Here is a 26437-nt window from a genome sequence, read left to right on the forward strand (position 1 = left end):
ACAGCTCCGGTTTTACGGGAGAGCCGACGCCGCATCTAGACGAAGCATTAACCAATCTTCTACAAGGTCGGGCAGATAGAGCTTATCGGTCGGTGCCATGATCAAGAGTGTATGTCGTTCCGCAATCCTGCCGCTGATGGCAAGCGTGCCGTTCGTTTCGGACGTGCCAGCGGCCTTCGCAGCGGATGGCGACCAGCAGTTTTTCCAGAGCGTGCGCGGCGAGTGGTCCGGGCCTGGCGAGATCGTCGCCGGCAAGTACAAGGGGACCAAGTTCACCTGTTCGCTGACCGGCGACACCCCGACGGGAAAAATCGGCATGGCGCTCGAGGGCAGCTGCCGGGTCGGCCTGTTCTCGCAGAAGATGTCGGCCCGCATCGAGCGCAAGGGCCGCTCCTACAAGGGCACGTTCCTCGACGGCGCGACCGGCGAGGGCTTGGACATCGTGTCGGGCAACGTCAGCAAGTCCAAGGTCGTCATGGCGCTCAACCGCAACGACCTCAACGGTGCGATGCTGGCCAGCATGAAGGGCGACGACACCATGAGCGTCACCGTCTCGGTGCGCGTCAACAAGGAGCTCGTGCCGGTCATCGGCATGAACCTCAAGCGCGTCGACACCGCGGCAGTGGGCGCCATCGCGCGCGACTAACCGGCCCGGGGCGAAAGACGAAGGCGGCGCCGGAAGCGCCGCTCAGGCCGTCCGCCACCAGTCGCCTGCAGGCTCCACGACGGATATTCCCTCCCGATCGACATCGTTCAGCAGCGTCTCGAGCGTCAGGCCGGCGAGCGTGAAATCGGGCGCGATCTCGCGCAGCGGCAGGAGCACAAAAGCCCGCAGCCTCATGCGCGGATGAGGTATCTCCAGCCCCGGCTCCTTCAGCGTCAGTTCCGCATAGGTGAGGACGTCGACGTCGATTACCCGCGGCCCGCCGGGCTCCTTGCGCACGCGCTTCAGCACATTCTCGGTCGCAAGGCAGAGGTCGAGCAGGTCCTTCGGCGGCAGGGACGTGCGGATCCCGGCGACGCAGTTCAGGAAGTCGGGCTGGACCACCTCGCCCCAGGGCGGTGTGCGATAGATCGACGACACCGCGGCCACGCGGCAGCGCGCATCGCCGTCGATGATTCGCAGCGCAGCCGCCATCGCCGCCCTCGGATCGCCGAGATTCCCGCCGAGACCGAGATAGGCGGTTGCCTCATGCGGGCCAGGCAACCGTGACCTCCACATGATCGAGCACGCCGGCGACGGGCGCGTTCGGCTTGCGCACGGTGATCTCGGCCCGGCGGATCTGCGGAAATCGGTCGGCGAGCGCCTTGGCGACCTCGAGGGCCAGCGCCTCGATGAGGTAGCGCCGCTCGCCGGTGACGATCCGCTCGATGACCTTGAAGGCGACGCCATAGTCGACGGTCGACTCGATCGAGTCGGTCTCCAGCGCCTTGGCGGGCTCCACGGTCAGCACCGCATCGACATAGAACCGCTGCCCGAGGGTCTCCTCCTCGTCGAGCACGCCGTGACGCGCGAAGAAGGCGCAGTTCTTCATTCGGATCTGGTACGTCACGACACGGTCTCCTCTGCCATTCCACCGGCGACCATAGCATCGACCACCTTGAGCGCGTCGGCGTTCAAAGCGACATCGTGGACGCGAAATATGTCGGCCCCGCTCAATCGCAGGATCACGCTCGTCGCCGCCGTGCCGGCATCGCGATCCTGCGCGTCGCGTCCCGTCGCATGGCCGATGAAGCGCTTGCGCGACGTCCCGACGAGCAACGGATAGCCGAGCGCATGCAGTTCCCCGAACCGCCGCATCAGCGCGAAGTTCAGGTCCGCGCTCTCCTTGCCGAAACCGAAACCCGGATCGAGGACGATCGCGTCGTCGGCGACAGCCGATGCGCGCGCGATTTCGAGAGACCGGCCGAGGAAGACCTGCTGGTCGCGGACAGGATCGGGATCGACGTCACGACCGCGGCTGGTATGCATGACGACGACGCCGGCGCCGGTCCGCGCCACCACGCCGGCCATGTCCGGATCGCGCTGAAGCCCCCACACGTCGTTGACGATATGGGCGCCGGCCTCGATCGCCAGGCGGGCGGTCTGCGCGCGGTAGGTGTCGACCGAAATCAGCGCGCCGGTTCGCGCAGCCAGCGCGGCAATGACGGGAAGGATGCGCGCCTGCTCTTCCGCAGCGGTGACGGGCGGCCCGCCGGGCCGCGTCGATTCCCCGCCGATGTCGACGATGTGGGCGCCCTCCTCCAGCATGGACATGGCCCGCGCGCAGGCGCGGTCGGCATCGAGGAAGCGGCCACCGTCGGAAAAACTGTCCGGCGTCACGTTGAGAATGCCCATCACGACGGCGCGCGCGCCGAGGTCGAGGCTCCGGCCATGGGCGAGCCGCCACGTCCGCTCCCGCCTGCGCATTCCACTCTTCGTCATTCCCGGTTCTCTGTCATGCGCGCGAGCGCGATTGCGGTTGCGGCTTTCCCTCGCCTGGCGCATGCTGGCCTTAACGGGAAACGGCCATGAAGAGAACGCTTCTTTTCGTCTGCGCGGGCCTTGTCGTGTCGGCGGGAGCAAGTCCTGCCCAGACCGTGTCGCGCAGCTATTCCTACTTCACGATCGGCGGCGTCACGCTCCAGGAGATCGACGAGGAACTGTCGCGGCGCGGGCCGAAAGTGTCTTCCACCGGCAAGCGGCATCCGGGCGCGACGCAGATGCAGTTCTCCACCCGCTACACCTTTGCCAGCACGACGGACTGGTGCCGGATCCAGAAGGCAGTGGTCGACGTCAAGGCGACGATGATCCTGCCGCGCTGGCGCGCCCGCGGTCGTTCGGACCCCGACACGCGCCTGATCTGGGACACGCTGAGTTCCGACATCCGCCGTCACGAGGAATCGCATGTCCAGATCGCCAAGAGCCACGCCCGCAAGCTGGAGGATGCGCTGGAGGCGATCGGCCGGCGCGGCGACTGCGAGGCCGTGAAGGCCGCGGCCGGCACCGTCAGCGCCCGCATCCTTGCCGAGCACGACGCCGCGCAGGACCGCTTCGACCGCATCGAAAGCATCAACTTCGAGAGCCGGATCACGCGGCTCCTGACCTACCGCATGCAGCAGATCGAGACGGGGCGAATTCCGAACTAGGGCAGGAGCATTGCGCTGGCCGGCCTTCGCCGGACAAGCGCCGTCGCCAGGAGCCGATCGTCAGGCCTGGCGTTCCGGAACCCGGACGACGAGGCCGTCCAGTTCGTCCCGCACCTTGATCTGGCAGGACAGACGCGAGGTCGGCTGCACGTCGAAGGCGAAATCGAGCATGTCCTCCTCCATCGCCTCCGGCTCTCCGGTCAGCGCACTCCAGGCCTCGTCCACGTAGACATGGCATGTCGCGCAGGCGCAGGCTCCGCCGCACTCGGCCTCGATGCCCGGGACGGAATTGCGGATCGCATTCTCCATCACGGTCGAGCCGTTCTCGGCATTCACCTCGAACCTGGTGCCGTCGAAAGCGATGTAGGTGATCTTGGTCATTCGGAGCGCCTCGGATTGTCCTGCCGAATTATCCGTTCCGACGCGCGAGTCAACCGTCTGGCCGCGCCTGCGACCCCGGCACGCAGGCGTCGGCCGGCGTTCAGCGGCTGATGGCGGAGACGAAGTCGCGGACGTCGACGATCGCCTCTGCGAGGCTTCGCAGATGCTTGCCGCTCGCCGGATCGGATTCGACCGCGTCGGCAATGTCGGCGACCCGGAAAGCGCCGATGCCGCGGGCCGACCCCTTGAGGCCGTGCGCGAGCAGCACCCGCTCCTGGGGGCTGGCACCTTCCAGGCGGTCGCCGACGACCTGAGCCTGGTGCAGGAAAAGCGACAGCACCTCCCGCTCGAGATCCCGGTCGCCCATGGTCTGCCGCGACAGGTGTGCCAGATCGACAGGGCGGGCGCGCGAATGACCGCAGGTTTCGCCACCGGGCATGGCGAAAGCCATGTTTTCCACACTCATCGACGCCATCACGCTGCACTCGCCTTCAAAATGCCTGCCGTACCACCGATACCCGAACCGGGTGGACGGCGAGTTAACGGAAATCCCTGCTATGTGGCGGAATTCGGGCGCAAATTCTCAACGGACGTTAACCTTGTGTTTAAACTTTTACGCATCTCGCCGAATGCATGTTTCCTTTACCTGGGTGTGTCACTACGATACGCGAACCGGGAATGCGCCGCTCAAGTGGCGGTCTTCGCATGTGGCTCCGTTAGAGTCTGAACGACGCGTTAGTACAGGGTTTTGAAGGCATGGCTCGCAAACCGACGACGACCAGGAACCTCGAAACAGACGTCGACAAGGAGCTCGAAGAGGCCCTCGACGTATCCTTCAGCGACGGGGAAATCGATCTGACGTCCTCGATGGAAGAACTCGAGGCGCAGATTTCGCTCGCCGCCGACGAACTGGCGCGCGAGGGTCGCGGCACACAGGCTCGCACGAGGCAGCCGCAGGCCGCCCGGCCGGACCCGCGTGCCGCCGCTGCCGCCCGCCCGGCCAAGCCTGCGCCGGAACGGAAGTCGGAATTCCGTCCCGCCTCCAACGACGCCGCCCCGCGTGGCGGCTCGCCGGCCTTCGCGCCCGCCAACGACGATCGCCAGAAGGACTTCGGTGCCCTGCTCGCCGCGCTGAACCGCGGCGGATCGAACTCGATCTACTGGCTCGTCGCGGTCGCCTCGGTGGTGTGGATCATCGGCGGCCTCGTCCTGGCCAACGGTCTCTATGGACCGGCGATCGCACGTGCGGTGTCGTTCGCCGAGATCATCACCACGCCCGGCATCCTTGGCATAACGGCCGGCGTCGTCATTCCCGTGATCCTCTTCTGGGCCTTCGCGCTGATGATTCGCCGCGCGCAGGAAATGCGCCTCGCGGCCCAGTCCATGACGGCGATCGCCTATCATCTCAGCGAACCCGAGGTCATCGCCCAGGACCGCGTGATGTCGATCGGCCAGGCCGTGCGGCGCGAGGTCAACGCCATGGGCGAAGGCATCGAACGCACGCTCGCACGCGCCGTCGAGCTCGAGACGCTGGTGCATTCGGAGGTCAACGAACTCGAACGCGCCTACACGGAAAACGAGCGCCGCATCCGCACGCTGGTGGACGGCCTGGGCAGCGAGCGCGAAGCCGTGGTGAGCCACGCCGAGCGCGTCCGCGCCTCGATCGCCGGCGCGCACGAGCTGATCCGCGACGAACTGAACTCGGCGACCGGCGTGATCCAGGAGATGGTGACGGGCGCGTCCGGCCACCTGACCTACACGATCACCAATGCCGGCGAATCGCTGATCGAGCGCTTCAACGAAAGCGGCAGCGCGATCTACGGGGCGATCGACGAACGCGTCGAGAGCATCACCGGCCGCCTGTCGACGTCCGGCGAAGCTTTCGCCAGCCTGCTCGACACCCGCATCGCCAAGCTCGTCGAGAGCACCGATTCGGCCACCGGAACGCTGTCGCAGCTTCTCGACCAGCGCACGCGGGGCATGGTGTCCCTGCTCGGTGGCGCGACGGAGACCTTCACCCGCGCCTTCGACGTGCGCATCGACGCCATCGAGCGCACGCTGGCCGAGCGCGGCCAGTCGCTGATCAGCGAGTTCGAGACGCGCGCCGAAGCGCTCGACACGGGCACCGAAAAGCTCAACGCCGCGCTCGAGGCGAGGTCGCGGCAGATCAACGAGGCGCTCGCCGAACGCACCCGCGAGATCGCCGACGTGTTCCGCTCGGGCGTCCACGAGATTTCCACCGCCGCCGACAACAGCCGTACCAGGATCGAGTCGCAGATGAGCGACCTGGTCACGTCGACCTCGACGATCCTGGAGGCGCGCGCCAACGAGTTCGGCGACCGCCTGGAAGAAGGCCGCAGCCGTCTCACCGAGCAGCTCGACGTCGACCTGCGCCACCTGCAGGACGCACGCGGCGAACTGACCCGGACGCTGGAAGGCGACATCAACGCCCTCGACAGCGCGCTGACCACGCAGGTCGACAAGCTCTCCGTCAGCCGTGAAGCCTTCTCCCGGTCGCTGGAGCGTGAACTCGCCGGCATCGACACGCTGGTGGCCTCGAGCCTCGACCGGCTTTCGCAGGGCCGTGGCAACGTGGTGAAGGCGATGCAGGGCGAGATCTCCAATGTCGAGGAGGCCTTCTCGGCCAGCCTCAACAAGCTCGTCGAGGGCCGCAGCGCCCTCACCTCGGCGCTCAACGACGACCTCCAGAACCTGCAGACCGCGCGCGGCGAGATCGACGATTCCGTCGTCGGCCACATCGGCAAGCTCGCCGAAGGCCGCAAGCTCTTCCGCAAGGCGCTCGAGGAGGATCTCGGCCACCTCGCCCAGACACGGTCGGAGATCGACGAGGTCATCGCCAACCACGTCGGCAAGCTGGCCGACGGGCGCACGACGCTCACGACGGCGCTCGAGAAGGATCTGGCGACGGTGGGCGACTTCGTCGCGAACCAGATCGCCAAGCTCGACGAAGGCCGCACGACGCTGAACGCGGCCTACCAGGAAGATCTGCGCCGCCTCGGCGAGACCCGCGCCGAGATCGACGCGGCAGCCGCCGCGCATCTGGAGCGTCTCGCGGCGAGCCGCGGATCGCTCACGCAGGCGCTGAAGGGCGAGCTGGCGGAAGTCGCCCAGTCCGTCGCCGACCATCTCGATCGGATGGCGGACGGCCGCACGAGCCTCTCGTCCTCCGTCAAGGAGGACATCTCCACCATCGAGGAGGTCGTGGCGCGGCAGATCGAGAAGATCTCCGAGGGCCGCATCACGCTGGCCGACGCGCTGCAGAGCGACCTGTCGCAGGTGGCCGGCGCCATTGCGCAGCATCTCGACCGCATGTCCGACGCCCGTTCCACGCTGAACGAATCGATCTCCGGCAGCATCGCCGAGATCGAGGGGTCCGTGGACCGCCAGATCGGCAAGCTGACGGAGAACCGCAGCCTGCTGACCCAGGCGCTCGAAGGCGACCTCTCCAGCATCTCGGCGGCGCTGTCGCAGCACGTCGACAAGATCGCCGAGGGCCGCGGCATGCTCAAGGGCGCCTTGAGCGAGGACATGGAACGCCTGGAGCAGGCTCGCTCCGAGCTCGACGGGCTGGTCATCGGCCACATCGGCAAGCTGGCGGAGGGGCGCAAGCTCTTCAAGAAGGCGCTCGACGAGGATCTGGGCCGGCTCGCCGGCGCCCGCGCCGAGATCGACGACGTGGTCGTCGGGCACGTGGCCAAGCTGGCCGAGGGACGCTCGACGCTGTTGGAAGCCCTCGACACCGACATGCGCCAGATCCACGATGCCCGCTCCGGCATCGAGTCCATCGTTTCCGACCAGCTCGCGCGCATCTCGCAGGGACGCGACGAACTGACCCGTGCGATGGAAGCCGATCTCAACCGGCTGGGCGAGACCCGGGACCTGCTGGACCGCGCCGTGGCCGAGCAGATCGGCCGCCTCGCCGACAGCCGAGGCATCCTGACCGGAGCACTGGACGAGGATCTGGCCAAGCTTGCCGAAACCCGCTCGATGATCGATTCGGTCGTGCGCGAGCACATGGACACCTTCGCCAACCGCAGGCAGGAACTGACTGCGGCGCTGGGCGCGGACCTGGCCCAGATCACCGGCGCGAGCGAGGCCATCGACGGCTCCGTGACGACCCAGGTGAGCAAGCTGGCGGAAGCCCGCAACATCATGACGCGCGCGCTCGAACAGGACATGCTGAAGCTCGGCGAAACCCGCGCGGCGATCGACGCGGCGCTCCAGGCGCATCTGGGCCTCCTGGCATCGAGCCGCGGCGAACTCACCGAGGCGCTGTCGAACGACGTCGAGCGCATCGACGAAGCGTTCCGCCGGCAGACCGGCGTCATCGAGGAGCGCACCGAGACGATGCAGCGGGCGCTCAATGCGGGCATCGATAACGTGCGCAGCGCGATCGAGAACAGCGCGATCGTCGTTGCCGGCTCGCTGCGCGACAAGATGGCCGAGGTCACGTCCAGGCTCACCGACGAGGCCGGGCGCATCTTCTCCGATGCCGACCAGCAGTTCGCGAACCGGATCGATCTCACCTCCAACGTTCTGGCCGAGCGGGCGACCGACTTCGCCTCGACCTTCGACGAGGCCGAGCGCCGCCTGGCCGAGCGCGTCAACCTGACCGGCGAGCACCTTTCGCAGCGTGCGTCGGAGCTCTCGGGCGTGTTCGACGAGGCAGACCGCAAGCTCGCCGATCGTGCCGGCCAGACGGCGATCGTGCTCACCTCCCGCGCCGAGGAGATCGCACGCAGCTTCGAGGAGGCCGACCATCGCCTGCTCGCCCGCGCCGAGGACACCGCACGTACACTCGAGGAACGCTCGCAGGGCATCGCCAACGCCTTCGACGACGCGGAACGCCGGATCTACGCGCGCGCCGAGGAGACGACCCAGTCGCTGCTCGAACATTCCAAGGGCATCGCCGGGGCCTACGAGCAGGCCGAGCGGCGCATGATCGAACGTGCCGACGAGACCGCCGCCCGCCTGGCGGAACGCTCCACAACCATCGCCGTGACCTTCGAGGAAGCGGAGAGCCGGATGTTCTCGCGCGCCGAAGAGAGCGCAGGCACGATCGCCGCCCGCTCGCGCGACATCGTCGGCGTGTTCGACGAGGCAGAGGAGCGCCTTGTGGCGCGGGTCGGCGAGACGTCCGCCGCCCTCTCCGAGAAGGCCAAGGAGGTCGTCTATGCGTTCTCCGAGGTCGAGGACAGCCTGATCAAGCGGGCCGACCGCACGACGGGCACGCTGATCGACCGGTCCAAGGAGATCATTGAGGCCTATGCACAGGCCGAGGAAGAGCTGGCGGTGAAGGTCGACCAGACCGCAACGAACCTGATCGACCGCACCAAGGCCGTGACGGGCGTTTTCGACGATTCCAGCCGCGTGCTGTTCCAGCGGGCGCAGACCACGGTCGACGCGCTCACCGAGCGGGCCGGCGCGGTGGCGGACATCTTCGACGAATCCAGCCGCGTCGTGATGCAGCGGGCGGAGACCACCGTCGAGGCGCTCACCGAACGGGCCAGCGCGATCGCCGGCATCTTCGACGAGTCCAGCCGCGTCGTCGTCCAGCGCGCGGAGACCACCGTCGAGGCGCTCACCGAGCGTGCCAGCGCGATTGCCGGCATCTTCGACGAGTCCAGCCGCGTCGTCGTCCAGCGCGCGGAGACCACCGTCGAGGCGCTCACCGAGCGTGCCAGCGCGATTGCCGGCATCTTCGACGAGTCCAGCCGCGTCGTCGTCCAGCGCGCGGAGACGACCGCCGGTGCGCTGACCGAGCGCGCCAACGCCATCGCCGGCGTCTTCGACGAGTCCAGCCGCATCGTCGTTCAGCGGGCGGAGACGTCGGCCGAAGCGCTCACCGAGCGCGCCAACGCGCTTGCCGGCGTCTTCGACGAGTCCGGCCGAACCGTGATCCAGCGGGTGGAAGCGTCGGTCGATTCGCTCACCGAACGGGCCAGCGCGCTCGCCGGCATCTTCGACGAATCCAGCCGCCTCGTGGTTCAGCGTGCGGAAGCGACGGTGGATTCGCTCGCTCAGCGCGCCGGGGCCGTGGCCGATGTCTTTGCGGACGCCGATCGGCGTATCGCCGTCCGCGCACAGCTCAGCGCCGAGGAACTGCGCGAACGCGCGGCCCAGATCGAGGCGTCGATGTCCAACGTCGAAGCCCGCCTCGAAGCCAGCGCCGACGTGGTTGCAGGCCGCTTCAACGAGCAGGTCGCGAATGTCGAAGGCCTGCTGGCAGCAAGCTCGGAGCGGATGGGCCAGGCGCTCGTGGAGCAGGTCGCCAGGACTGAGACCCAGCTGGTCTCGCGCGCCAACGTCATCGCCGAGACCTTCTCTGCGGTGAACCAGCACATCGAGCAGAGCACCTCGGATGCGGCGGCGACCCTCGACGGCCGCACCCGCGAGTTCAACGAGATGCTGGCCAGCCGCGCATCCGACATCGGGCGCGTCATCGACGAAAAGGGACGCCCGCTGATCGAGAGGTTCGTGGAGAGCGGCGGCGATCTGCAGAAGGGCCTCGAGGCCGCCACCCAGAAAGCCACCGACACGCTGCGGGCCGAGAACGCGGCGCTCGTCAACGCGCTCGCATCGCGCACCGCCGAGACGCTCGCCGCCATGGAAGGGGCGCGTGTCTCCCTGTCGGGCAATGTCAACGAACTGCTCGACAGGCTCACCCGGTCGAACGCCCAGCTGGGCGATCTTGTGGGTCTCGCCGAGAAGAACCTCGGCGCGATCGACAGCCGCCTCGTCGATACGACGCGCAGCTTCAGCGCATCGGCCGAGAAGGCGTCCGAAACCTTCAGCAGCTCGGCCCGGATGATCGACACCAACGCCAGCCGTCTGTCGGACATCTCCTCGCAGACGCTCCGCGAGGTGGCAGCCATCGCCAACCGCTTCGACGAGCACGGCCGCCTGCTGGCCCAGGCGCGCGACATGCTCGGCTCGGCCCAGTCCAGTCTCTCCACCACCATGGAAGAGAGGCAGGCGGCACTCGAGCAGCTCTCGGTCGGCCTGGTCAAGAAGTCCGAGGACATCGAGCGCATGATGCGGTCCTTCGAGGGCATCGTCGGCAAGGCGATGGAGAAGGTCGAGGGCCGTACCATGGCGTCGACGCAGCAGATCCGCGACGCCATCTCCGAGGTCATCGAATCGGCGACGGATCGGTTCGCGGGCGCGACCGAGGAGATCCGCCGTACCGCCGGCGCCATCCGCAGCGAACTCGAGGACACGCGCTCCGAACTGAAGCGTGGCGTCCTGCAGCTGCCCGAAGAGGCGCGCGAATCGACGGGCGCCATCCGTCGGGCGGTCGGCGAGCAGATCGCCGCGCTGAAGGAGCTCGCCGACATCGTCGCCAAGTCCGGCCGCATGTACGACGCGACGCCGGCTCCGCGATCGGCCGCCCCTGCCCCGCAGCCGGCCGCAGTGGCCACGCAGCCGGCCCGTCCGGCGCCGCAGCCGCAGCAGCCCGTACGGCAGGCGCCGGAGCCGCAGGCCCGCGCACCCGAGCCGCAGCCCGCGGCTGCGGCTGCGCCGGCGCTGCGCGGCACGGTCGAACCGGCTCCGGCACCCGCAACCCGGGACGCCGGACAGCAGGACGGCTGGGTGCAGAACCTGCTCCGCAGGGCATCGCAGGACGAGGCGCCAGCAGCGTCGCAGCCGGCACCCGCCGCTCCCGCACAGCCCCGGCGTCCGCAGTCCAGCGTCGTGGAATCGCTGAACTCGCTTTCGGGCGACATCGCCAAGGCAATCGACCATGACGCTTCGGTCGAGCTTTGGCAGCGATACCGCCGCGGCGAGCGCAACGTCTTCACCCGCCGGCTGTACACGCTGAAGGGCCAGCAGACCTTCGACGAGATCCGTCGCAAGTATCAGTCGGACGCGGATTTCCGGACCGCCGTCGACCGCTACTGCGAGGACTTCGAGAAGCTGCTTCAGGACGTGGCCCGCAACGACCGCGACCAGACGGTGACGCAGACCTACCTGACCTCGGACACGGGCAAGGTCTACACCATGCTGGCTCATGCCAGCGGGCGCCTGCGCTGACGCGACCGGAAGGACGACAGGGCGGCCCTGGCCGCGCGCGGTAAAGAAAAACCCCGGGCGAATGACCCGGGGTTTGTCGTTGCGTCGGAGGGAGTGGCTGACGGGTTGACGGCGCCGCTGACGACAGGAGGAGCCGCCGGCGCGGCAGCGGCGCTGCCGGGTCAGGCAAACTCCATGATCACCGCGTCGACCGCGAGGCTCTCGCCCGGCTTGGCATTGATCCTGGAGACCGTGAGGTCGCGTTCGGCGCGCAGCACGTTCTCCATCTTCATGGCCTCGACGACGGCGAGCGTCTCGCCCGCCTTGACCTCCTGGCCCTCCACCACCGCGATGGAGACCACCATTCCGGGCATGGGGCAGAGCAGAAGCCTCGACGTGTCGGGCGGCACCTTCACGGGCATCAGCCGGTCGAGCGCCGCCGTGTCGGGCAGCATTGCGCGGGCGGTGACCGACATGCCCTTCCAGGCGATCCGGATGGCGTTGGTGACGGGACGAAGCTGTGCCGACACCGCCCGCCCGCCGATCGTTCCCTTCCAGACGGGTTCACCCGGCCTCCAGTCGGAGGCGACGGTGATGGGTTCGGCGCCGTCCACCGCGACGTCCATCTCCAGCGGGATCGAGATCATGCCGGCCGTCACGGTCATCTGGAGATAATCGTCGCCGATCCGCACCACCCAGTTCGGCTTCAGCGCGCCCGAATGCGGCGCCAGCCGCCCGGGCAGGCGGTCCAGGCGGTCCTTGCGCAGCAGCTCGATGGACAGCGCCAGCGCTGCCAGCACCTGCCTGTCCTCGCGCGACGGCGCGATCGGCGCGAAGCCGTCGGGATATTCTTCCGCGATGAAGGCCGTCGACAGCCGGCCTTCACGCCAGCGCGGGTGCTGCATCAGCGCGGCGAGGAAGGGGATGTTGTGCTCGATCCCGTCCACCACGAAGCTGTCGAGCGCATCCGACATGGCGTCGATCGCCTGGAGCCGGGTCGGCGCCCAGGTGCACAGCTTGGCGATCATCGGATCGTAGTACATCGAGATCTCGGCACCCTCGGTGACGCCGGTATCGTTGCGGATGACGATGTCGCCGAACCGGCCCTCCGCCGGCGGCCGATAGCGGGAGAGACGGCCGATCGAGGGCAGGAAGTTGCGGTAGGGATCTTCGGCATAGAGCCGGCTCTCGACCGCCCAGCCGCCGAGCGTCACGTCGTCCTGGCGAATGGCGAGCGTCTCGCCGGCAGCCACCCGGATCATCTGCTCGACGAGGTCGATCCCGGTGACGAGTTCCGTCACCGGATGTTCGACCTGCAGCCGCGTGTTCATCTCGAGGAAGTAGAAGTTGCGGTCCTTGTCGACGATGAACTCGACGGTGCCGGCGCTCTGGTAGTCGACGGCCTTCGCCAGCGCCACAGACTGCTCGCCCATGGCGCGCCGGGTCGCCGCGTCGAGGAACGGCGACGGCGCCTCCTCCACGACCTTCTGGTTGCGCCGCTGGATCGAGCATTCGCGCTCGCCGAGATAGATGACGTTGCCGTGCGCGTCGCCGAGCACCTGGATCTCGATGTGGCGCGGATCCACCACGAACTTCTCGATGAAGACGCGGTCGTCGCCGAAGGAGGACTTGGCCTCGTTCTTCGACGACTGGAACCCCTCGCGCGTTTCCGCCTCGTTCCACGCGATGCGCATGCCCTTTCCGCCACCGCCGGCCGAGGCCTTGATCATGACCGGGTAGCCGATCTCCGAGGCGATCCGGACGGCATGATCGGCATCGTCGATGACGCCGAGATAGCCAGGCACCGTGGAGACCTGCGCGGCATTGGCGAATTTCTTCGATTCGATCTTGTCGCCCATCGCCTCGATCGCCCTCGGCTTCGGGCCTATGAAGACGATGCCCTCCTTCTCGAGCGCCGCGCAGAAGGACGCGCGCTCCGACAGGAAGCCGTAGCCGGGATGCACGGCTTCGGCACCGGTCTGCTTGCAGGCCGCGATGATGCGCTCGGGGAGAAGATAGCTCTGGGCGGCCGCCGGCGGGCCGATGTGGACGGCCTCGTCCGCCATCTCGACATGGACGGCGTCGCGATCCGCATCCGAATAGACTGCAACGGTGGCGATTCCCATCCGGCGGGCGGTCTTGATGACGCGGCAGGCGATCTCGCCGCGGTTGGCGATGAGGATCTTCTTGAACATGGACTGCTCCCCCGGGACGATTGAGACTCTTCTTATGGATATCAGCGGCATGGCTCAAGGTGGCATCGCATCGCGCGCCGACGGCGACCGGTGTGCACAGGCTCTCGGGCATACAGACGAAACCCGGTGCGGGACGTCAGCCCCGCGCGATGGCGATGATCGCCGACGTGGCCCAGAGAGCAATCGCCGTGCCAAGCCACCACATGGCTTTCTGGGCGAGCTGCTGGCGCATGGCATCGACGATGAGCGTCCTGGCGACCGGCTTGGCCGGCCGGTCCGCCTCCGCGAGCATGATCCAGACCTCGGTCTCCTCGACGCGCCGGCGCCGATGATACAGCCGGGCGCAGGTCGCCATGGCGAAGGACAGGATGAAGAAGCCCGCCGCCCCGAGGCGAAGGCTGAGCGCCATGTCGTGCGCGGTTCCCATCATCACCATGAGAATGGCGATGCCGGTGAACCCGGACGCACGGAGAACCGCGAACCGCGCCAGATGCGTGATCTTTTCCACAGGCAGTCTCCGGCATGCCCCCGACGCGACAGGATAGCATGGCGTGCGGAAGCCCGCGAAATCCGGCCATTCAAAACAGCGTGACGACCGACAGGTAGATCGGGATGAAGAGCGGCGGCACGCCGAGGAACGCATCCCCGAACAGGAAAAGCTTGAGGAAGAAGAAGAGGAACGCGGCGTAGAGCGAGACCGCGAAGGGCAAAAGGAAGCCCGGCGTGATCGGCGCGGTCAGCGCCAGCAGCGGGTCGGTCACGCGCTTGAGGACGACGAAGAACACGATGTCGCGGTCCACCCCGACGAGGAATTCCAGAACCCCGCGCGAGAAAAGGAATGCCGCCAGGGCCGTCAGTGCGTAGGTGCCGCCGAGATAGATCGCCACGGCCTGGGGTGCGCCGCCGAGGATGAACGTGACGACGGCGACGAGATAGGTCGCCACCAGTATGAGAAGCCCGGTAAGGGCTGAAGCCTGATTCATGTGCGATGTCCGTGGAGCCGAAACGAAACGCAGGGCCCGGAGGCCCTGCGTTCATTGCATAGCGGTTTCGTCAGTGACCCGCGACCATCATCGTGCCGCCCTTGGGCAGTCGCAGACGGTCGACGAAGTCCTGCATTTCCGCACTCGGTGCCGGTGTCAGCATCGACACCACGTAGGTGACGACGAAAGCGACCGGGACGCCGAAGATGCCGGACGAGATCGACTGGACGCCGAACCACGAGATCTCGTCGCCGGTGCCCTTGACGAAGTCGAAGCCGTAGACGTTGCCGATCAGGTAGTACATCGTCACCAGGAAGCCCGCCGCCATGCCGGCGATACCGCCCATGTTGGTCGCGCGCTTCCACCACACGCCGAGCACCAGCGGCGCAAACAGGCCGGCCGCGGCGATCGAGAAGGCCCAGGAGACCATCGACAGGATGTCCGAAGGCTTGGTGCGCGCGAGGAACGCAGCCGCCAGAGCGACCACCACAAGAAGGATCTTCGACACGAGGAGACGACGCTTGGCGTCGGCCTTGGGATCGACCATCTTGTAGTAGACGTCGTGCGACAGCGCGTTGGCGATGGCCAGCAGCAGACCGTCGGCCGTCGAGAGCGCCGCGGCGAAGCCGCCCGCGCCGACCAGACCCACGACCCAGATCGGCATCCCGGCAATCGACGGGGTCGACAGCACGATCATGTCGTTGTTTAGCCTGAGTTCGGCATAGGGGAAACCGGCCGCGAAGCCCTTGGCCTCGCAGGCGGCCTGGACGGCGGCCACGGTCTCGGCCTTGACGCCGCAGATCGTCACCAGCTGGTGGCCGGCGATGGAACCCCAGTTGATCATCCACTGCGGAATGGCACTGTAGGCGAGCAGGTTGCCCTCGGCTCCGGCAAACAGGCTCATCAGGTTCATCTTCGAGAACGCCGCATAGGCCGGCGCCGTGAAGTACAGCAGGAAGATGAAGAACAGCGACCAGCCGACCGACTTGCGTGCCTCACGGACCGTGGGGGTCGTGAAGAAGCGCATCAGGATGTGCGGCAGCGAAGCGGTGCCGACCATCAGGCAGAAGATGAGGAAGAAATAGTCCATCGGGCTGTAGTTCTGGAACGGCACCACATGGCTCTTCACCACGCCAAGGAGCTGTTCGTACTGGGCGATCTGGCTCAGCGCGCCGCCATAGGTCAGCTGCGGGATCGGGATCCCGAACTGCACGGTCGACATCCAGATGGCCGGCAGCAGGTAGGCGACGATCAGAACGATGTACTGCGCCACCTGGGTCCAGGTGACGGCCTTCATGCCGCCGAGCATCGAACAGACGAGGATGCCGGCAAGCCCCGCGAACACGGCCCACTCGAAATCGATGCCGAGGAACTGCGAGGCGATGATGCCGGAAGCGTAGACCTGTGCGGTGATGTAGGTGAACGAGCAGGCGAACAACACGATGATGCCGACGAGACGCGCGGCATTGCCGCCGTAGCGGGTGCCGAGGAAGTCGGGCACGGTGTAGGCGCCGAACTTGCGCAGGTAGGGTGCGAGAAGCACAGCCACCAGGACGTAGCCGCCCGTCCAGCCCAGCACGAAGGCAAGGCCGTCATAGCCGAGCACGAAGAGCGTGCCGGCCATGCCGACGAAGCTCGCGCCCGACATCCAGTCCGCGCCGGTCGCCATGCCGTTGTACACGGCCGGAACGGAGCGTCCTGCGACGTAATACTCCGACACCTGCGCCGTCCGCGACATGATGCCGATGAAGGCATAAATGGCGATCGTGGCCGCCATGTAGGACCACAGGATGAAGCGGTCCGGAACACCGAGCTGGTCGAGAACCGCCATCAGAACGACGAAACCGGCAAAGCCGCCGACATAGACCGAATAGATCTTGCCGAGGTTGTCGGTGAAGTCACCTTTCATAGTCATTGCCATGGTGATTCTCCCCTCAATCCTCGGCCACGCCGAATTCCTCGTCGATGGCGTTCTGGCGATAGGCGAACCAGAAGATCAGCACGACGAAGATGATGAGCGAGCCCTGCGCGGCCATGTAGAAGCCGAGCGGGAATCCCAGGATGACGACATTATTCAACGCCGTCACGAACATGTGGATGAAGAAGCTGAAGATCGCCCAGATGACGAGCGTCACAATCATGAGATTGCGCGTCTTGCCCCAGTGCGCTTCCGCCACTTCTCGTGGCAGTTTGTCGGACACTTCCTTCCCTCCCAAAAAAGCAAACCGATATCCGAATACTGACATCGCGGACACGAACATCAGTAGGAACAGCCTCCCCACAAGGCCGGCTCAAAAGAGGTCGGCCTTCGCAAACTTGTCTGCAAAGGTATCACGAGGAAATGCTCCGAAGGGATAGTTGCGCAGAGGACCTGTTTAGTCAAATGTGAATGGATGCCTTAATCCTAAAGGCTTAGTCGTAGGTCGGAGCGCGAGGCACCGGCGATGGGAGTGGATACGTGCTTGACCTTATTGGATCGATTCTGCCCAAGCGGCGAACATCGGACTGGCCTGCGGCGGTCGAGGCGATTCGCGCCGGAGCGGCTTTTCTGGCGCAGGGTTCGAGCTTTTCCTATCTGCGTGCGCGCACGCTTCTGGCGGGGCCGAAGCTGTTCAGCGATCCCGACTTCGGCTTCGCGCTGCAGATCTGCAAATGGGAAGCCTTCGCCGTCGCCGTGCAGGACCTGATTCTCATCCTGGAGGCCGAGATGCGTCCCGCCCTGCCCGCCGATGCGGGCCTGCGCGCCCGCGGACTGTCCGCACTCTATCGCGAAGTTCTCGCCAGCGAGGACATGCCCGAGCATCGCGCGACGAAGGGCTGGGACGATGTCATGGCAGGCTTCGACGCGCGGCTGGCCGTCTACATGGAGAAGCCGCCCCTCAAGCCGGATGCGATTTCGATCGCCACGGCGCTCGCCATCCTCGAACATGCGCCGATCGACGACGGCGTGCGCGAGGCCGACAAGATGATGGTGGTCAACAACGTCGCGTTCCGCTTCATCGACTGCCAGGCGACGCTGCGCAAGCGTCTCGATCTCGCCGCCTTCGCGTCCGAACTGACGAAGCGGATGACCGCAGCGAGCTGACGGTCACGCCGCATGGCAGGGCCGGCGGCGGCCGGCGACGCGGATCGCGCGCCGCCGGTGTGCCGGTCAGCTTGTCGGCGCGCGCACCTCGGCGGTCGCCTCCAGCGCCTTCAGGAGGCGCGAATCCCGGTCGTAGACGTCGTCGAAATACTCGACCGTGCCGCTCTGGTCGGGCCAGGCCGTGAAATAGGCGACATAGACCGGAATCTTGCGCGTCACCTTCTCGGTGGAATGGCCCTGGCGGATCTTGTCCGCAACGTGCTCCACGGGCTTGCCCAGCACGGCGGCCGCCATGGCCCGGGGATCAGACAGGCGCACGCAGCCGTGGCTGAAGGCGCGCGCGTCGCGCTGGAACAGGCTCTTCGATGGTGTGTCGTGCATGTAGATGGCGTGCTTGTTGGGGAACAGGATCTTCAGTTCGCCAAGCGCGTTCGCCTCGCTCGGCGTCTGGCGCACATTGTAGGGGACCTTGCCGCCATACTGGTACCAGTTGATCGACGAGGACGAGATGCGCCGTCCCTTCGCGTCGGTGATCTCATAGCCGGAGCGATCGAGATAGCCCGGATCCTGGCGCAGCCTCGGCAGCATCTCGTTGACGAGGATCGACTGCGGCACGCCCCAGTAGGGATTGTAGTCGATCTGCTCGATCTCGTCGAAGAAGAAACTCGTCTGGTTGGAGACCTTGCCGACCACCACCCGCATCGACAGCCGGTCTTCGCCACCTTCGTTGTAGGTCGCGGTATAGGCCGGCTGGTTGATGAAGACGCGCGGGCTGCCGAGATCCGACGGATGCCAGCGAAGCTGCTCGAGCGCGACCTCCACCTTGGCGATGCGGTCGGCCTTCGAAACCCCGGCGAAGGCCGAGACGGTGCGCGGTCCGATGATGCCGTCGGCAGACAGCCCCTTGAAGGCCTGCGCGGCCTTCACGACGGCGACGAGCTCCGGCCCGTAGGCTTCCGTCGCCGCATTAGCCGAAAGAACCGCGGCATGTTCGGCGCGGAACGCGTCGTCGGTCTCGCGGCTGAACAGTTGCAACAGCTTGGGCAGTTCCGGGCTGGTGCCGCCGGGCTTCAGGAACAGCTTTGCATCGACCACGATGTCGTTTTCGCGGCCGGCCCGCAGGACCTCGAGTTCCGCCCGCAGCGCCTGGTAGCGCTCGTTCTGCGGATGACGCGACTCCAGGTAGGGGCGGACGTCCTGCGTGCGCGCAAGCGTGCCCAGCACCGCCTCGAGATCGAGCGGCTTCTCGGGAAAGTCGTAGTAGCCGGAGATGCGGTTCGGATCGATCCTGCCGCCGAACGCGTCGCGGACATAACGCAGCACGCGCGCCGACAGCGCCATCTCGAAGCGGATGAGGTCGCGGTGACGTGCCGGCATGTCGGTCATGTCGAAGCCCGGCGAAGGCGGCCTGACGGCGTAGTCGGCCGGATCGAGACCGTAGCTCGCCGCTTCCCCGAGCACGCGCAGGACCTCGACCGCCCGGGTGTTGACGCTGGTGCCGCTGACCCAGATGAAGTCCTCGTGCGCCGCATAATAGGCCTCGATCGCCTTGGCGACCGGCTTTTCGGCAGCAAGCTCGAAGCCGTCCAGACCCTGGAGCGCCTCGACGAAGGAGCCGCCGTCCAGGGAGGGCTCGAAGGAGATGCTGCGAGGCGCTTCCAGCAGGGTCCGGAACGATACCGACACGAGCGGATCGGCCTTGTAGGCGCGGTAGCTCGGTGCCGAAATCTTCACCACCGGCGCGGGAGCCGCCTGAGGCCGGAGCACCTCGTCGGCGCGACGCTCGCGCTCGCGCTGCTGGATGCCGCCGCCGAACAGCATCTTGAACAGGTTCTCGGCGTGGGCGGGCGTCGCGGCGCCCCCGATCAGGGTACCGAGAATGAGCGCCGGGACGATCGTCATGCGGGATGTAGGGGTCATCGAATGTCCATCGTTTCCGCCGCCGTGCGGCATCCTCGGTCCCGGCCTGCCATCATGTCGAGCCGCCGCTGACGCGACAGGCACATGGCCGGAAGGTCCATGCTCGACACTATAATGAATTGATGCTCCGAGGTTAAGTTTTCATAAAGGCAATCGCGACCGGGGGCCCCTGCCGGCACCTCCTCCCGGGCGGCGCCGCGACCGGTCCGGACGACCGAATCGTCTTGCCACTGCGCAAAAGCCGTGGGACGATGCCTCTCAGCCGGGCAATACGGCCCGGCGCGCGACGGCCGGGAGGCCGGCCGCCGCTCACAGAAAAGTGTGAGGAGGAGGCCGTTCACCATGGGAAATCGCGCCGGAGGAAGACGCACGGGACCGAAATGCATCGCCATTGTCGGTCCCTTCGCCAGCGGCAAGACGACACTTCTGGAAGCATTGCTGGCCCGAACCGGGGCGATCCAGCGCCAGTCCACAATCACGTCCGGCAGCACGGTCGGTGACGCATCGCCGGAAGCGCGCGCCCACCAGATGAGCGTCGAGGCGACGTTCGCCGCGACCGAGTTCATGGGCGAGAGCATGACATTCGTCGACTGCCCGGGCTCGATCGAATTCGCGCACGAGGCCGATCCCGTGCTGGCGGCCTGCGATCTGGCCGTCGTGGTCGCCGAGCCCGACCCGAAGAAGATCCCCGCGCTGCAGCTCATCATGCGCAGGCTGGACGAGATCGGCCTCCCGCGCATGCTCTTCCTCAACAAGGTGGACAAGTCGGCCGAAGGCGTCCGGGACACGCTGAAGATGCTGCAGCCCGCCAGCACCGCGCCGCTGCTGCTGCGCCAGATACCGCTGCGGAAGAACGGCATCGTGGTGGGGTCGATCGACCTCGCGCTGGAGCGCGCCTATGTCTGGCGGGAGCATGCCGAGAGCGAGATCGCGCCGATCCCGGACGACGACCGGGCGCGCGAGATCGAGGCCCGCTTCTCGATGCTGGAGCGCCTCGCCGACCATGACGACCTGCTGATGGAGCAACTCCTCGAGGAGATCGACCCGCCCCGCGACGAAATCTTCGACGACCTTTCGGCCGACCTGCGCGAGGGTGCGGTCGTTCCGGTGCTGATCGGCTCGGCCGAGCACGGCAACGGCATCCTGCGTCTGCTGAAGGCGATCCGCCACGACGCCCCCGACGTCTCCGTAACCCGCAGACGCCTGGGCCTGGAAGACGCCGGCTCCCACCTGCAGGTCATGAAGACCATTCACACGCCCCATGGCGGCAAGCTCTCCGTGGCGCGGGTGATGGCGGGCTCGGTCGCCGATGGCACCGACATCACCGCGACCGACGGGCGCAGCGGTCGCGTCTCGGGGCTGTACCGGCTGCTTGGCCGCGACCAGACCAGGATCGCGTCGGCCGACGAAGGGACGACGGTGGCGCTGGGCAAGCTCGACGATCTGCGCACCGGCGACACCGCGGCGGCGGGCAAGGCGCCGCCTGCGACGGCCCTGCGGCCGCGCCCGGCTTCCGAGCCCGTCTACGCGCTGGCGCTGCGACCGCGGGAGCGCAAGGACGAGGTGAAGATGTCGGTCGCCCTCCACCGGATCGCCGAGGAGGATCCGTCGCTTTCGATCGAGCACAAGGAAACCGGCGAGACCGTGATCTCCGGCCATGGCGAGATGCATCTGCGCGTCACGGTCGAGCGGCTCGAAAGCAAGTATCAGATCGTGGCGGAGACCGCCCGGCCCGGCGTTCCCTATGCCGAAACCATCCGCAAGTCCGCCACCCAGCGCGGCCGTCACAAGAAGCAGTCGGGCGGTCACGGGCAGTTCGGCGACGTCGTGCTGGAGATAAGGCCCCTGCCCCGCGGTGCCGGCTTCGAATTCACCGACACCATCACCGGCGGCGTCGTGCCCAAGCAGTACATCCCGTCGGTGGAGGCCGGCGTCCGCGACTTTCTCAAGGCCGGGTCCTTGGGCTTTCCGCTGGTCGACCTTGCCGTGAACCTCTCCGACGGTTCCTTCCATGCCGTCGATTCCTCCGACATGGCGTTCCAGATGGCGGCGCGGCTGGCCATGCGCGAGGCGATATCCTCCTGCGCGCCGGTGATTCTGGAGCCGATCATGCGCATCGAAGTCTTCACGCCGTCCGACGCCACGGCCCGCGTCACCGCCATCCTGCCGCAGCGGCGCGGCCAGATCCTCGGTTTCGACGCCCGCCCCGGCTGGAACGGCTGGGACGTGGTGGAGGCGATGATGCCGCAGGCCGAGATCGGCGACCTGATCGTCGAGCTGCGCTCGGCCACGGCCGGCGTCGCAACCTACCGCGCAACCTTCGATCACATGGCCGAACTCACGGGACGGCAGGCCGACGAGGTCGCGAACGCCAGGGCCAGCAAGGCCGCCTGATGGTCGCGGCACGCACCGCCGGGCGCCATCGGCTGGCCCGGCGGCAGTGCCGGCTGCACCATTGCGAGCAGCCGGCAGGCCGACTACTGCTCTGCGCGAACCGCATGGGAGCGCAAGCGTGAACGATCCTGTCCGCCTCGTCAGCGAGGAACTGCTCTCGGACAACTGGGGTGTCCTGACGAAACACGTCTTCGACTACCGGCGCCGCGACGGCGCGTGGGAGCGGCAGACGCGCGAGGTCTACGACCGTGGCCACGGTGCGGCGATCCTGCCCCACGATCCCGCCCGCGGCACGGTGCTTCTCGTCCGGCAGTTCCGGCTGCCGGCCTTTCTGACCGGGCATCGCGACCCCCTGCTCGAAGTCTGCGCCGGGCTCCTCGACGCGGACGATCCCGAGACCTGCATCCGCAAGGAGGCCGAAGAAGAACTCGGCTATCGGCTGGACCGCGTCACGCTGGCATTCTCTCCCTACATGAGCCCGGGCAGCGTCAGCGAACGGCTCTGGTGCTTCACGGCGCAGTATTCGCCGACCGACCGCATATCCGCAGGCGGCGGCGCGGCGAGCGAAGGCGAGGACATCGAAGTCGTGGAGCTTTCCCTCGAAGACGCCTTCGCTGCGGTCGGGGATGGCCGGATCATCGACGCCAAGACCATCATGCTGCTGCAGCACCTCATGCTCGCCGCGGCAGCGCCCGGCCGGGCCGCCCCGCCGGTGCCGGCGGCATGAGCGCGACGCTCCTCGCCGAGATCGCCGTCATCGTGGTCTGCCTCGCCGGCGGCGGCCTCCTCAAGGGCGCGACCGGAGCAGGTGCGCCCGTCCTGGCCGTCCCGGCGCTCGCCACCTTCTTCGACGTGCGTTTCGCCGTCATCGTGATGCTCGTTCCGAACCTCCTCACCAACCTGTGGCAGGCGGTGCGGTTTCGCGCGCATCTGCTTCGCTGGCCGTTCATGTTGCCGCTGCTGGCCGGCGGCTTCGTCGGCGCCGGGCTGGGGACCATGGCGCTCAAGACCTTCGACCCGGATCTCCTGTCGCTGTGCGTGGCAGTCGCGGCCCTGCTCTACGTGGTCCTGCGGCTGTCGCGACCGCACTGGATCCTGCCGATGGGACCGGCGCACTGGCTGTCGGCACCGGCGGGACTGCTGGCCGGCATGCTGCAGGGCGGAGCCGGTCTCTCGGCTCCGGTGAGCATCACCTTTCTCAACGCGCTTCGGCTGCCGCGCGAGAGCTTCATCGCGACGATTTCGGTGCTGTTCGTGACGTTCACCGTGGTCCAGCTGGCGATCGCTTCGACGAACGGTCTCATTCGCGAGAACGAGATCTTCTACAGCCTGTTCGCCCTGGTCCCGGTGTCGCTCGCCATGCCGCTGGGCGCAGCCCTTGCATCGAGGGTGTCGCCGCAGGTGCTGGACCGCGTCATCCTGGCGATCCTGGCGGTCCTGTCGGCGAAACTGCTCGTGGAAGCCCTGTTCTGAAAGGGTCGCCGCGCGCTATTTCAGGCTTCCGCGCGCCTCGCCCAGCAAGGCAGCGGAACCGGTGGCGATGGCGCGAATCTCGGATGCCACCGCCTGGAAACGGTAGCCCATCGCTGCGAAGCGGCCGGCCATGGCGACGTTGGTGAGATAGATGCCGCCGACCTTCCCGGCCGCCAGGGTGCGGCTGGCGATGTCGGCGATCACGTCCATCATGTCCTCGCGCACCGGATCGACTGCGGTGCCGCCCGTCCAGGCGATCGAGAAATCGGCCGGGCCGACGAAGATACCGTCGATGCCGGGTGCTTCCAGAATGCCGTCGAGGGCATCGAGCGCCGCCCGTGTCTCGACCATGGCGAAGGCAAGCGTCCGACCGTTGGAATTGACGAGCCAGTCCTGGGTGTCGCGGTTGCCGCTGCGCGGCAGCGCGAAGGTGGGGCCCCATGAGCGCTCGCCGAGCGGCGGGTACTTCATCGCGGCCCCGAAGGCGCGCGCATCGGCGACCGAATTGATCATCGGCGCGATAACCGCCTCGGCGCCGAAGTCGAGCGCGCGGCTGGCCATGTCGAAGCGCCCGACCGGGATGCGCACGACCGGATGCGCACCTGAGCGCAGGATGCCGGGAATCGACCGCAGCACGCTGTCCTCGTGATGGCCGCCATGCTGCATGTCGAGCGTGACGGCATCGTAGCCCTGTCCGGCCATCACCTCGACCGTCAACGCGTCGGGGATGCTCGACCAGGCCGTGAAAAGGGTTTCACCGGCGGCGAGCCGCGAGATAAGCGTGGTCATGTCGTCGTCTCCCCGACCGGCGCGTGCGCCTTCAACGTCCCGTTCCGGAGCGAGGCCGCCTGCGGCGCCTCGCCCGCCTCGACCCTAACGTCCCTAGCCCTTGGTGAGCTGTTCGGCCGCAACCGCCAGGAGTTCGTCCATGGTCCGCCGGATCTGGTGGTCGGACTGCTCGACGCCAGCGGCATCGAAATCCCTGCGGATCTTGCGGAACACGTCGTTGTCGCCGGCCTCCTCGAAATCGGACGCGATGACCTCCTTCGCATAGGCATCGGCCGCATCGCCCGTCTTGCCGAGCTTTTCGGCGGCCCAGAGGCCGAGCAGCTTGTTGCGCCGCGCGGTCGCCTTGAACTTCAGTTCCTCGTCATGCGCGAACTTGCTCTCGAACGCGTCCCTGCGGTCGTTCATGTTGGTCATGGCGTCGCCTCCGGCAAAGTGGAATCCCGGTGGTTCAATATGGTGGCTCAGCTGTGAAATCAAAGGGAATCGGGTGTCGGAGCGCACGCACGAGCAAACTGTCGCGCCACGATCGCCGCAAAGCGTTGCAGGGCCCGCGATTGCACGTTGAGAAGATGGCGCAGTTGCGATACAGACCGCGGCATAGACACCGTATTCGGCCGCTGCCGTCGCTCCCGACCCGGTCCCCTCCTTTCGCAAGGACCTCCAAACCAGATGAACCGCCGCCGCCGCATCTACGAAGGAAAGGCCAAGATCCTGTACGAAGGGCCGGAACCCGGCACGCTCGTGCAGTTCTTCAAGGACGACGCCACCGCCTTCAACAAGAAGAAGCACGAGGTGATCGATGGCAAGGGCGTCATCAACAACCGCATCTCGGAGCACATCTTCACGCATCTGAACCGGATCGGCATCCCGACTCACTTCATCCGCCGGCTCAACATGCGCGAGCAGCTGATCAAGGAAGTCGAGATCATCCCGCTCGAGGTGGTGGTGCGCAACATCGCCGCCGGCTCGCTGTCCAAGCGGCTCGGTCTCGAGGAAGGCACCGTCCTCCCCCGCTCGATCATCGAATTCTACTACAAGGCCGATGCGCTGGACGATCCGATGGTGTCCGAGGAGCATATCACGGCCTTCGGCTGGGCTTCGCCGCAGGAAATCGACGACATCATGGCGCTCGCCATCCGCGTCAACGACTTCCTCTCCGGTCTCTTCCTCGGCGTCGGCATCCAGCTCGTCGACTTCAAGATGGAGTGCGGCCGCCTGTTCGAGGGCGACATGATGCGCGTCGTCGTGGCCGACGAGATCTCTCCCGACTCCTGCCGTCTGTGGGACATCGCCACCAACGACAAGCTCGACAAGGACCGCTTCCGCCGCGACATGGGCGGCCTGGTGGAAGCCTACCAGGAGGTTGCGCGCCGGCTGGGCATCATGAACGAGAACGAGCCGCAGAAGCCGAGCGGGCCCGTGCTCGTCACCTCCGGCAACGGCAAGGGTCGCGGTAAGCCGCACTGAGCGGCCGCCGCACCGGGTTCATCGCTGAGTTCATCGAACAGGAGTACCGCCTCGTGATCAGGGCGCGAATCACCGTGACGCTGAAGAACGGCGTTCTCGATCCGCAGGGCAAGGCAATCGAGGGCGCGCTCGGCGCCCTCGGCTTCGAAGGCGTCGGCTCCGTGCGCCAGGGCAAGGTCTTCGACGTCGAGATCCAGAGTTCAGACCGGGTCAAGGCAGAGGCAGACTTGAAGGCGATGTGCGAAAAGCTTCTGGCGAACACGGTCATCGAGAACTATAGTATCGCCATCATCTGACACTGCGGTCGATGGGCATGGCTGAAGCGACGAACGAACTGATGTATGAGCTGCTGAAGTCGATCCACCAGAGGATGGATCGCTTCGACGCGACGTTGTCGGAGGTGAAACAGGAGATAACCTCCGTCCGCCTGTCGATGATGGGTGTTCAGACCGACATCCACAACATCTACGGCATGCTGGCCCGCCACGACGAACGGTTCGACCGCATCGAGCGGCGCCTCGATCTGCGCGAGTTCGCCGAGCCGCAGCGGCCGATCCAGCCCTGACCGTCCGCCGCACTCCTTCGAG

Annotated in this window: 23 protein-coding genes; 10 read left to right on the forward strand and 13 right to left on the reverse strand. The window is 66.8% G+C overall.

Features of this window, described 5'->3' with window-relative positions; translation table 11 throughout:
- The first annotated feature begins 136 nt into the window (after positions 1–136).
- On the forward strand, positions 137–646 hold the full coding sequence (locus N1F91_RS15080; RefSeq protein ID WP_289993659.1) for a hypothetical protein: 510 nt from the start codon (positions 137–139) through the stop codon (positions 644–646).
- Positions 647–688: 42 nt separating this feature from the next.
- On the opposite strand, the gene folK is transcribed toward N1F91_RS15080, so the two are convergent.
- Genes folK through folP form a run of 3 tightly spaced genes read right to left on the reverse strand, consistent with a single transcriptional unit; the run spans position 689 to position 2425 of the window.
- The gene (gene folK / locus N1F91_RS15085) at positions 689–1207 is read right to left on the reverse strand and encodes a 2-amino-4-hydroxy-6-hydroxymethyldihydropteridine diphosphokinase (protein WP_289993228.1); all 519 of its coding nucleotides are present in this window, start codon (positions 1205–1207) and stop codon (positions 689–691) included.
- Positions 1191–1535, reverse strand: coding sequence for a dihydroneopterin aldolase (gene folB / locus N1F91_RS15090; RefSeq protein WP_289993660.1), 345 nt, complete (start codon positions 1533–1535; stop codon positions 1191–1193). The genes folK and folB overlap by 17 nt, the downstream gene beginning before the upstream one ends.
- Before the next feature lie 14 nt (positions 1536–1549).
- The gene (gene folP / locus N1F91_RS15095; RefSeq protein ID WP_289993230.1) at positions 1550–2425 is read right to left on the reverse strand and encodes a dihydropteroate synthase; all 876 of its coding nucleotides are present in this window, start codon (positions 2423–2425) and stop codon (positions 1550–1552) included.
- A gap of 86 nt (positions 2426–2511) precedes the next feature.
- On the opposite strand from folP, the gene N1F91_RS15100 reads away from it, so the two are divergent.
- The gene (locus N1F91_RS15100; protein ID WP_289993231.1) at positions 2512–3129 is read left to right on the forward strand and encodes a DUF922 domain-containing protein; all 618 of its coding nucleotides are present in this window, start codon (positions 2512–2514) and stop codon (positions 3127–3129) included.
- A gap of 60 nt (positions 3130–3189) precedes the next feature.
- Here N1F91_RS15100 and N1F91_RS15105 read toward each other — a convergent pair whose 3' ends face one another.
- Both N1F91_RS15105 and N1F91_RS15110 read right to left on the reverse strand, forming a co-directional pair.
- Positions 3190–3510: a 2Fe-2S iron-sulfur cluster-binding protein gene (locus N1F91_RS15105; RefSeq protein WP_289993232.1), complete on the reverse strand. Its 321-nt coding sequence runs from the start codon at positions 3508–3510 to the stop codon at positions 3190–3192.
- A 100-nt stretch (positions 3511–3610) separates the two neighbouring features.
- Entirely contained in the window at positions 3611–3961 is a 351-nt protein-coding gene (locus N1F91_RS15110) for an Hpt domain-containing protein (RefSeq protein WP_289993234.1), read from the reverse strand.
- 305 nt (positions 3962–4266) lie between these two features.
- On the opposite strand from N1F91_RS15110, the gene N1F91_RS15115 reads away from it, so the two are divergent.
- A complete protein-coding gene (locus N1F91_RS15115; protein ID WP_289993236.1) occupies positions 4267–11565 on the forward strand; it encodes a hypothetical protein in 7299 nt (2432 codons plus the stop codon).
- Positions 11566–11726: 161 nt separating this feature from the next.
- Here the strand turns inward: N1F91_RS15115 and N1F91_RS15120 are convergent, their stop codons facing one another.
- From N1F91_RS15120 to N1F91_RS15140, 5 genes are all read right to left on the reverse strand, one after another.
- Positions 11727–13739: an acetyl/propionyl/methylcrotonyl-CoA carboxylase subunit alpha gene (locus N1F91_RS15120; protein ID WP_289993237.1), complete on the reverse strand. Its 2013-nt coding sequence runs from the start codon at positions 13737–13739 to the stop codon at positions 11727–11729.
- 136 nt (positions 13740–13875) lie between these two features.
- Positions 13876–14247 carry a hypothetical protein gene (locus N1F91_RS15125; RefSeq protein WP_289993239.1) on the reverse strand — a complete coding sequence of 124 codons (372 nt, stop codon included), beginning with the start codon at positions 14245–14247 and terminating at the stop codon, positions 13876–13878.
- 70 nt (positions 14248–14317) lie between these two features.
- A complete protein-coding gene (locus N1F91_RS15130) occupies positions 14318–14722 on the reverse strand; it encodes a hypothetical protein (protein WP_289993241.1) in 405 nt (134 codons plus the stop codon).
- Positions 14723–14792: 70 nt separating this feature from the next.
- Entirely contained in the window at positions 14793–16643 is a 1851-nt protein-coding gene (locus N1F91_RS15135; protein WP_289993242.1) for a sodium:solute symporter family protein, read from the reverse strand.
- A gap of 13 nt (positions 16644–16656) precedes the next feature.
- Positions 16657–16923, reverse strand: coding sequence for a DUF4212 domain-containing protein (locus N1F91_RS15140; protein WP_289993243.1), 267 nt, complete (start codon positions 16921–16923; stop codon positions 16657–16659).
- Between the two features lie 257 nt (positions 16924–17180).
- On the opposite strand from N1F91_RS15140, the gene N1F91_RS15145 reads away from it, so the two are divergent.
- A complete protein-coding gene (locus tag N1F91_RS15145; RefSeq protein WP_289993244.1) occupies positions 17181–17807 on the forward strand; it encodes an esterase in 627 nt (208 codons plus the stop codon).
- Between the two features lie 66 nt (positions 17808–17873).
- On the opposite strand, the gene N1F91_RS15150 is transcribed toward N1F91_RS15145, so the two are convergent.
- The gene (locus N1F91_RS15150) at positions 17874–19709 is read right to left on the reverse strand and encodes a L,D-transpeptidase family protein (RefSeq protein WP_289993662.1); all 1836 of its coding nucleotides are present in this window, start codon (positions 19707–19709) and stop codon (positions 17874–17876) included.
- A gap of 360 nt (positions 19710–20069) precedes the next feature.
- Here N1F91_RS15150 and N1F91_RS15155 point away from each other — a divergent pair, with 360 nt between their 5' ends.
- From N1F91_RS15155 to N1F91_RS15165, 3 genes are all read left to right on the forward strand, one after another.
- Positions 20070–22121, forward strand: coding sequence for an elongation factor G (locus tag N1F91_RS15155; protein WP_289993245.1), 2052 nt, complete (start codon positions 20070–20072; stop codon positions 22119–22121).
- 118 nt (positions 22122–22239) lie between these two features.
- On the forward strand, positions 22240–22848 hold the full coding sequence (locus N1F91_RS15160) for an NUDIX domain-containing protein (protein WP_289993247.1): 609 nt from the start codon (positions 22240–22242) through the stop codon (positions 22846–22848).
- A complete protein-coding gene (locus tag N1F91_RS15165; protein WP_289993248.1) occupies positions 22845–23594 on the forward strand; it encodes a sulfite exporter TauE/SafE family protein in 750 nt (249 codons plus the stop codon). Before N1F91_RS15160 ends, N1F91_RS15165 begins: the two co-directional genes overlap by 4 nt.
- Before the next feature lie 15 nt (positions 23595–23609).
- Here the strand turns inward: N1F91_RS15165 and N1F91_RS15170 are convergent, their stop codons facing one another.
- A complete protein-coding gene (locus N1F91_RS15170) occupies positions 23610–24383 on the reverse strand; it encodes an HpcH/HpaI aldolase/citrate lyase family protein (protein ID WP_289993251.1) in 774 nt (257 codons plus the stop codon).
- A gap of 93 nt (positions 24384–24476) precedes the next feature.
- Positions 24477–24797, reverse strand: a complete 321-nt coding sequence (locus N1F91_RS15175; RefSeq protein WP_289993254.1) for a DUF1476 domain-containing protein — start codon at positions 24795–24797, stop codon at positions 24477–24479.
- A 255-nt stretch (positions 24798–25052) separates the two neighbouring features.
- On the opposite strand from N1F91_RS15175, the gene purC reads away from it, so the two are divergent.
- The 3 genes from purC to N1F91_RS15190 are packed head-to-tail and all read left to right on the forward strand — an operon-like array spanning position 25053 to position 26415.
- Complete coding sequence (purC, locus tag N1F91_RS15180; protein WP_289993255.1) at positions 25053–25850, forward strand: phosphoribosylaminoimidazolesuccinocarboxamide synthase; 798 nt, start codon at positions 25053–25055, stop codon at positions 25848–25850.
- Positions 25851–25903: 53 nt separating this feature from the next.
- Positions 25904–26146: a phosphoribosylformylglycinamidine synthase subunit PurS gene (gene purS, locus N1F91_RS15185; RefSeq protein ID WP_289993256.1), complete on the forward strand. Its 243-nt coding sequence runs from the start codon at positions 25904–25906 to the stop codon at positions 26144–26146.
- Positions 26147–26163: 17 nt separating this feature from the next.
- Positions 26164–26415 (forward strand): hypothetical protein, encoded by a 252-nt coding sequence (locus tag N1F91_RS15190; RefSeq protein ID WP_289993257.1) that lies wholly within the window; start codon positions 26164–26166, stop codon positions 26413–26415.
- The last annotated feature ends 22 nt before the right edge of the window (positions 26416–26437 follow it).

This window comes from Aquibium sp. ELW1220 (genome assembly GCF_030398385.1).
Classification (GTDB): Bacteria; Pseudomonadota; Alphaproteobacteria; order Rhizobiales; family Rhizobiaceae; genus Aquibium.

Excerpts from the sequence above, each read along its gene's own strand:
- N1F91_RS15175 (WP_289993254.1), bottom strand. The coding sequence starts at position 24,797 with ATGACCAACATGAACGACCGCAGGGACGCGTTCGAGAGCAAGTTCGCG.
- N1F91_RS15130 (WP_289993241.1), bottom strand. The coding sequence starts at position 14,722 with ATGAATCAGGCTTCAGCCCTTACCGGGCTTCTCATACTGGTGGCGACC.
- N1F91_RS15120 (WP_289993237.1), bottom strand. The coding sequence starts at position 13,739 with ATGTTCAAGAAGATCCTCATCGCCAACCGCGGCGAGATCGCCTGCCGC.
- N1F91_RS15155 (WP_289993245.1), top strand. The coding sequence starts at position 20,070 with ATGGGAAATCGCGCCGGAGGAAGACGCACGGGACCGAAATGCATCGCC.
- folB (WP_289993660.1), bottom strand. The coding sequence starts at position 1,535 with ATGAAGAACTGCGCCTTCTTCGCGCGTCACGGCGTGCTCGACGAGGAG.
- N1F91_RS15190 (WP_289993257.1), top strand. The coding sequence starts at position 26,164 with ATGGCTGAAGCGACGAACGAACTGATGTATGAGCTGCTGAAGTCGATC.
- folP (WP_289993230.1), bottom strand. The coding sequence starts at position 2,425 with ATGACGAAGAGTGGAATGCGCAGGCGGGAGCGGACGTGGCGGCTCGCC.
- N1F91_RS15110 (WP_289993234.1), bottom strand. The coding sequence starts at position 3,961 with ATGGCTTTCGCCATGCCCGGTGGCGAAACCTGCGGTCATTCGCGCGCC.
- N1F91_RS15165 (WP_289993248.1), top strand. The coding sequence starts at position 22,845 with ATGAGCGCGACGCTCCTCGCCGAGATCGCCGTCATCGTGGTCTGCCTC.
- N1F91_RS15170 (WP_289993251.1), bottom strand. The coding sequence starts at position 24,383 with ATGACCACGCTTATCTCGCGGCTCGCCGCCGGTGAAACCCTTTTCACG.
- N1F91_RS15100 (WP_289993231.1), top strand. The coding sequence starts at position 2,512 with ATGAAGAGAACGCTTCTTTTCGTCTGCGCGGGCCTTGTCGTGTCGGCG.
- N1F91_RS15150 (WP_289993662.1), bottom strand. The coding sequence starts at position 19,709 with ATGACGATCGTCCCGGCGCTCATTCTCGGTACCCTGATCGGGGGCGCC.
- purC (WP_289993255.1), top strand. The coding sequence starts at position 25,053 with ATGAACCGCCGCCGCCGCATCTACGAAGGAAAGGCCAAGATCCTGTAC.
- N1F91_RS15080 (WP_289993659.1), top strand. The coding sequence starts at position 137 with ATGGCAAGCGTGCCGTTCGTTTCGGACGTGCCAGCGGCCTTCGCAGCG.
- N1F91_RS15105 (WP_289993232.1), bottom strand. The coding sequence starts at position 3,510 with ATGACCAAGATCACCTACATCGCTTTCGACGGCACCAGGTTCGAGGTG.
- N1F91_RS15135 (WP_289993242.1), bottom strand. The coding sequence starts at position 16,643 with ATGGCAATGACTATGAAAGGTGACTTCACCGACAACCTCGGCAAGATC.
- N1F91_RS15115 (WP_289993236.1), top strand. The coding sequence starts at position 4,267 with ATGGCTCGCAAACCGACGACGACCAGGAACCTCGAAACAGACGTCGAC.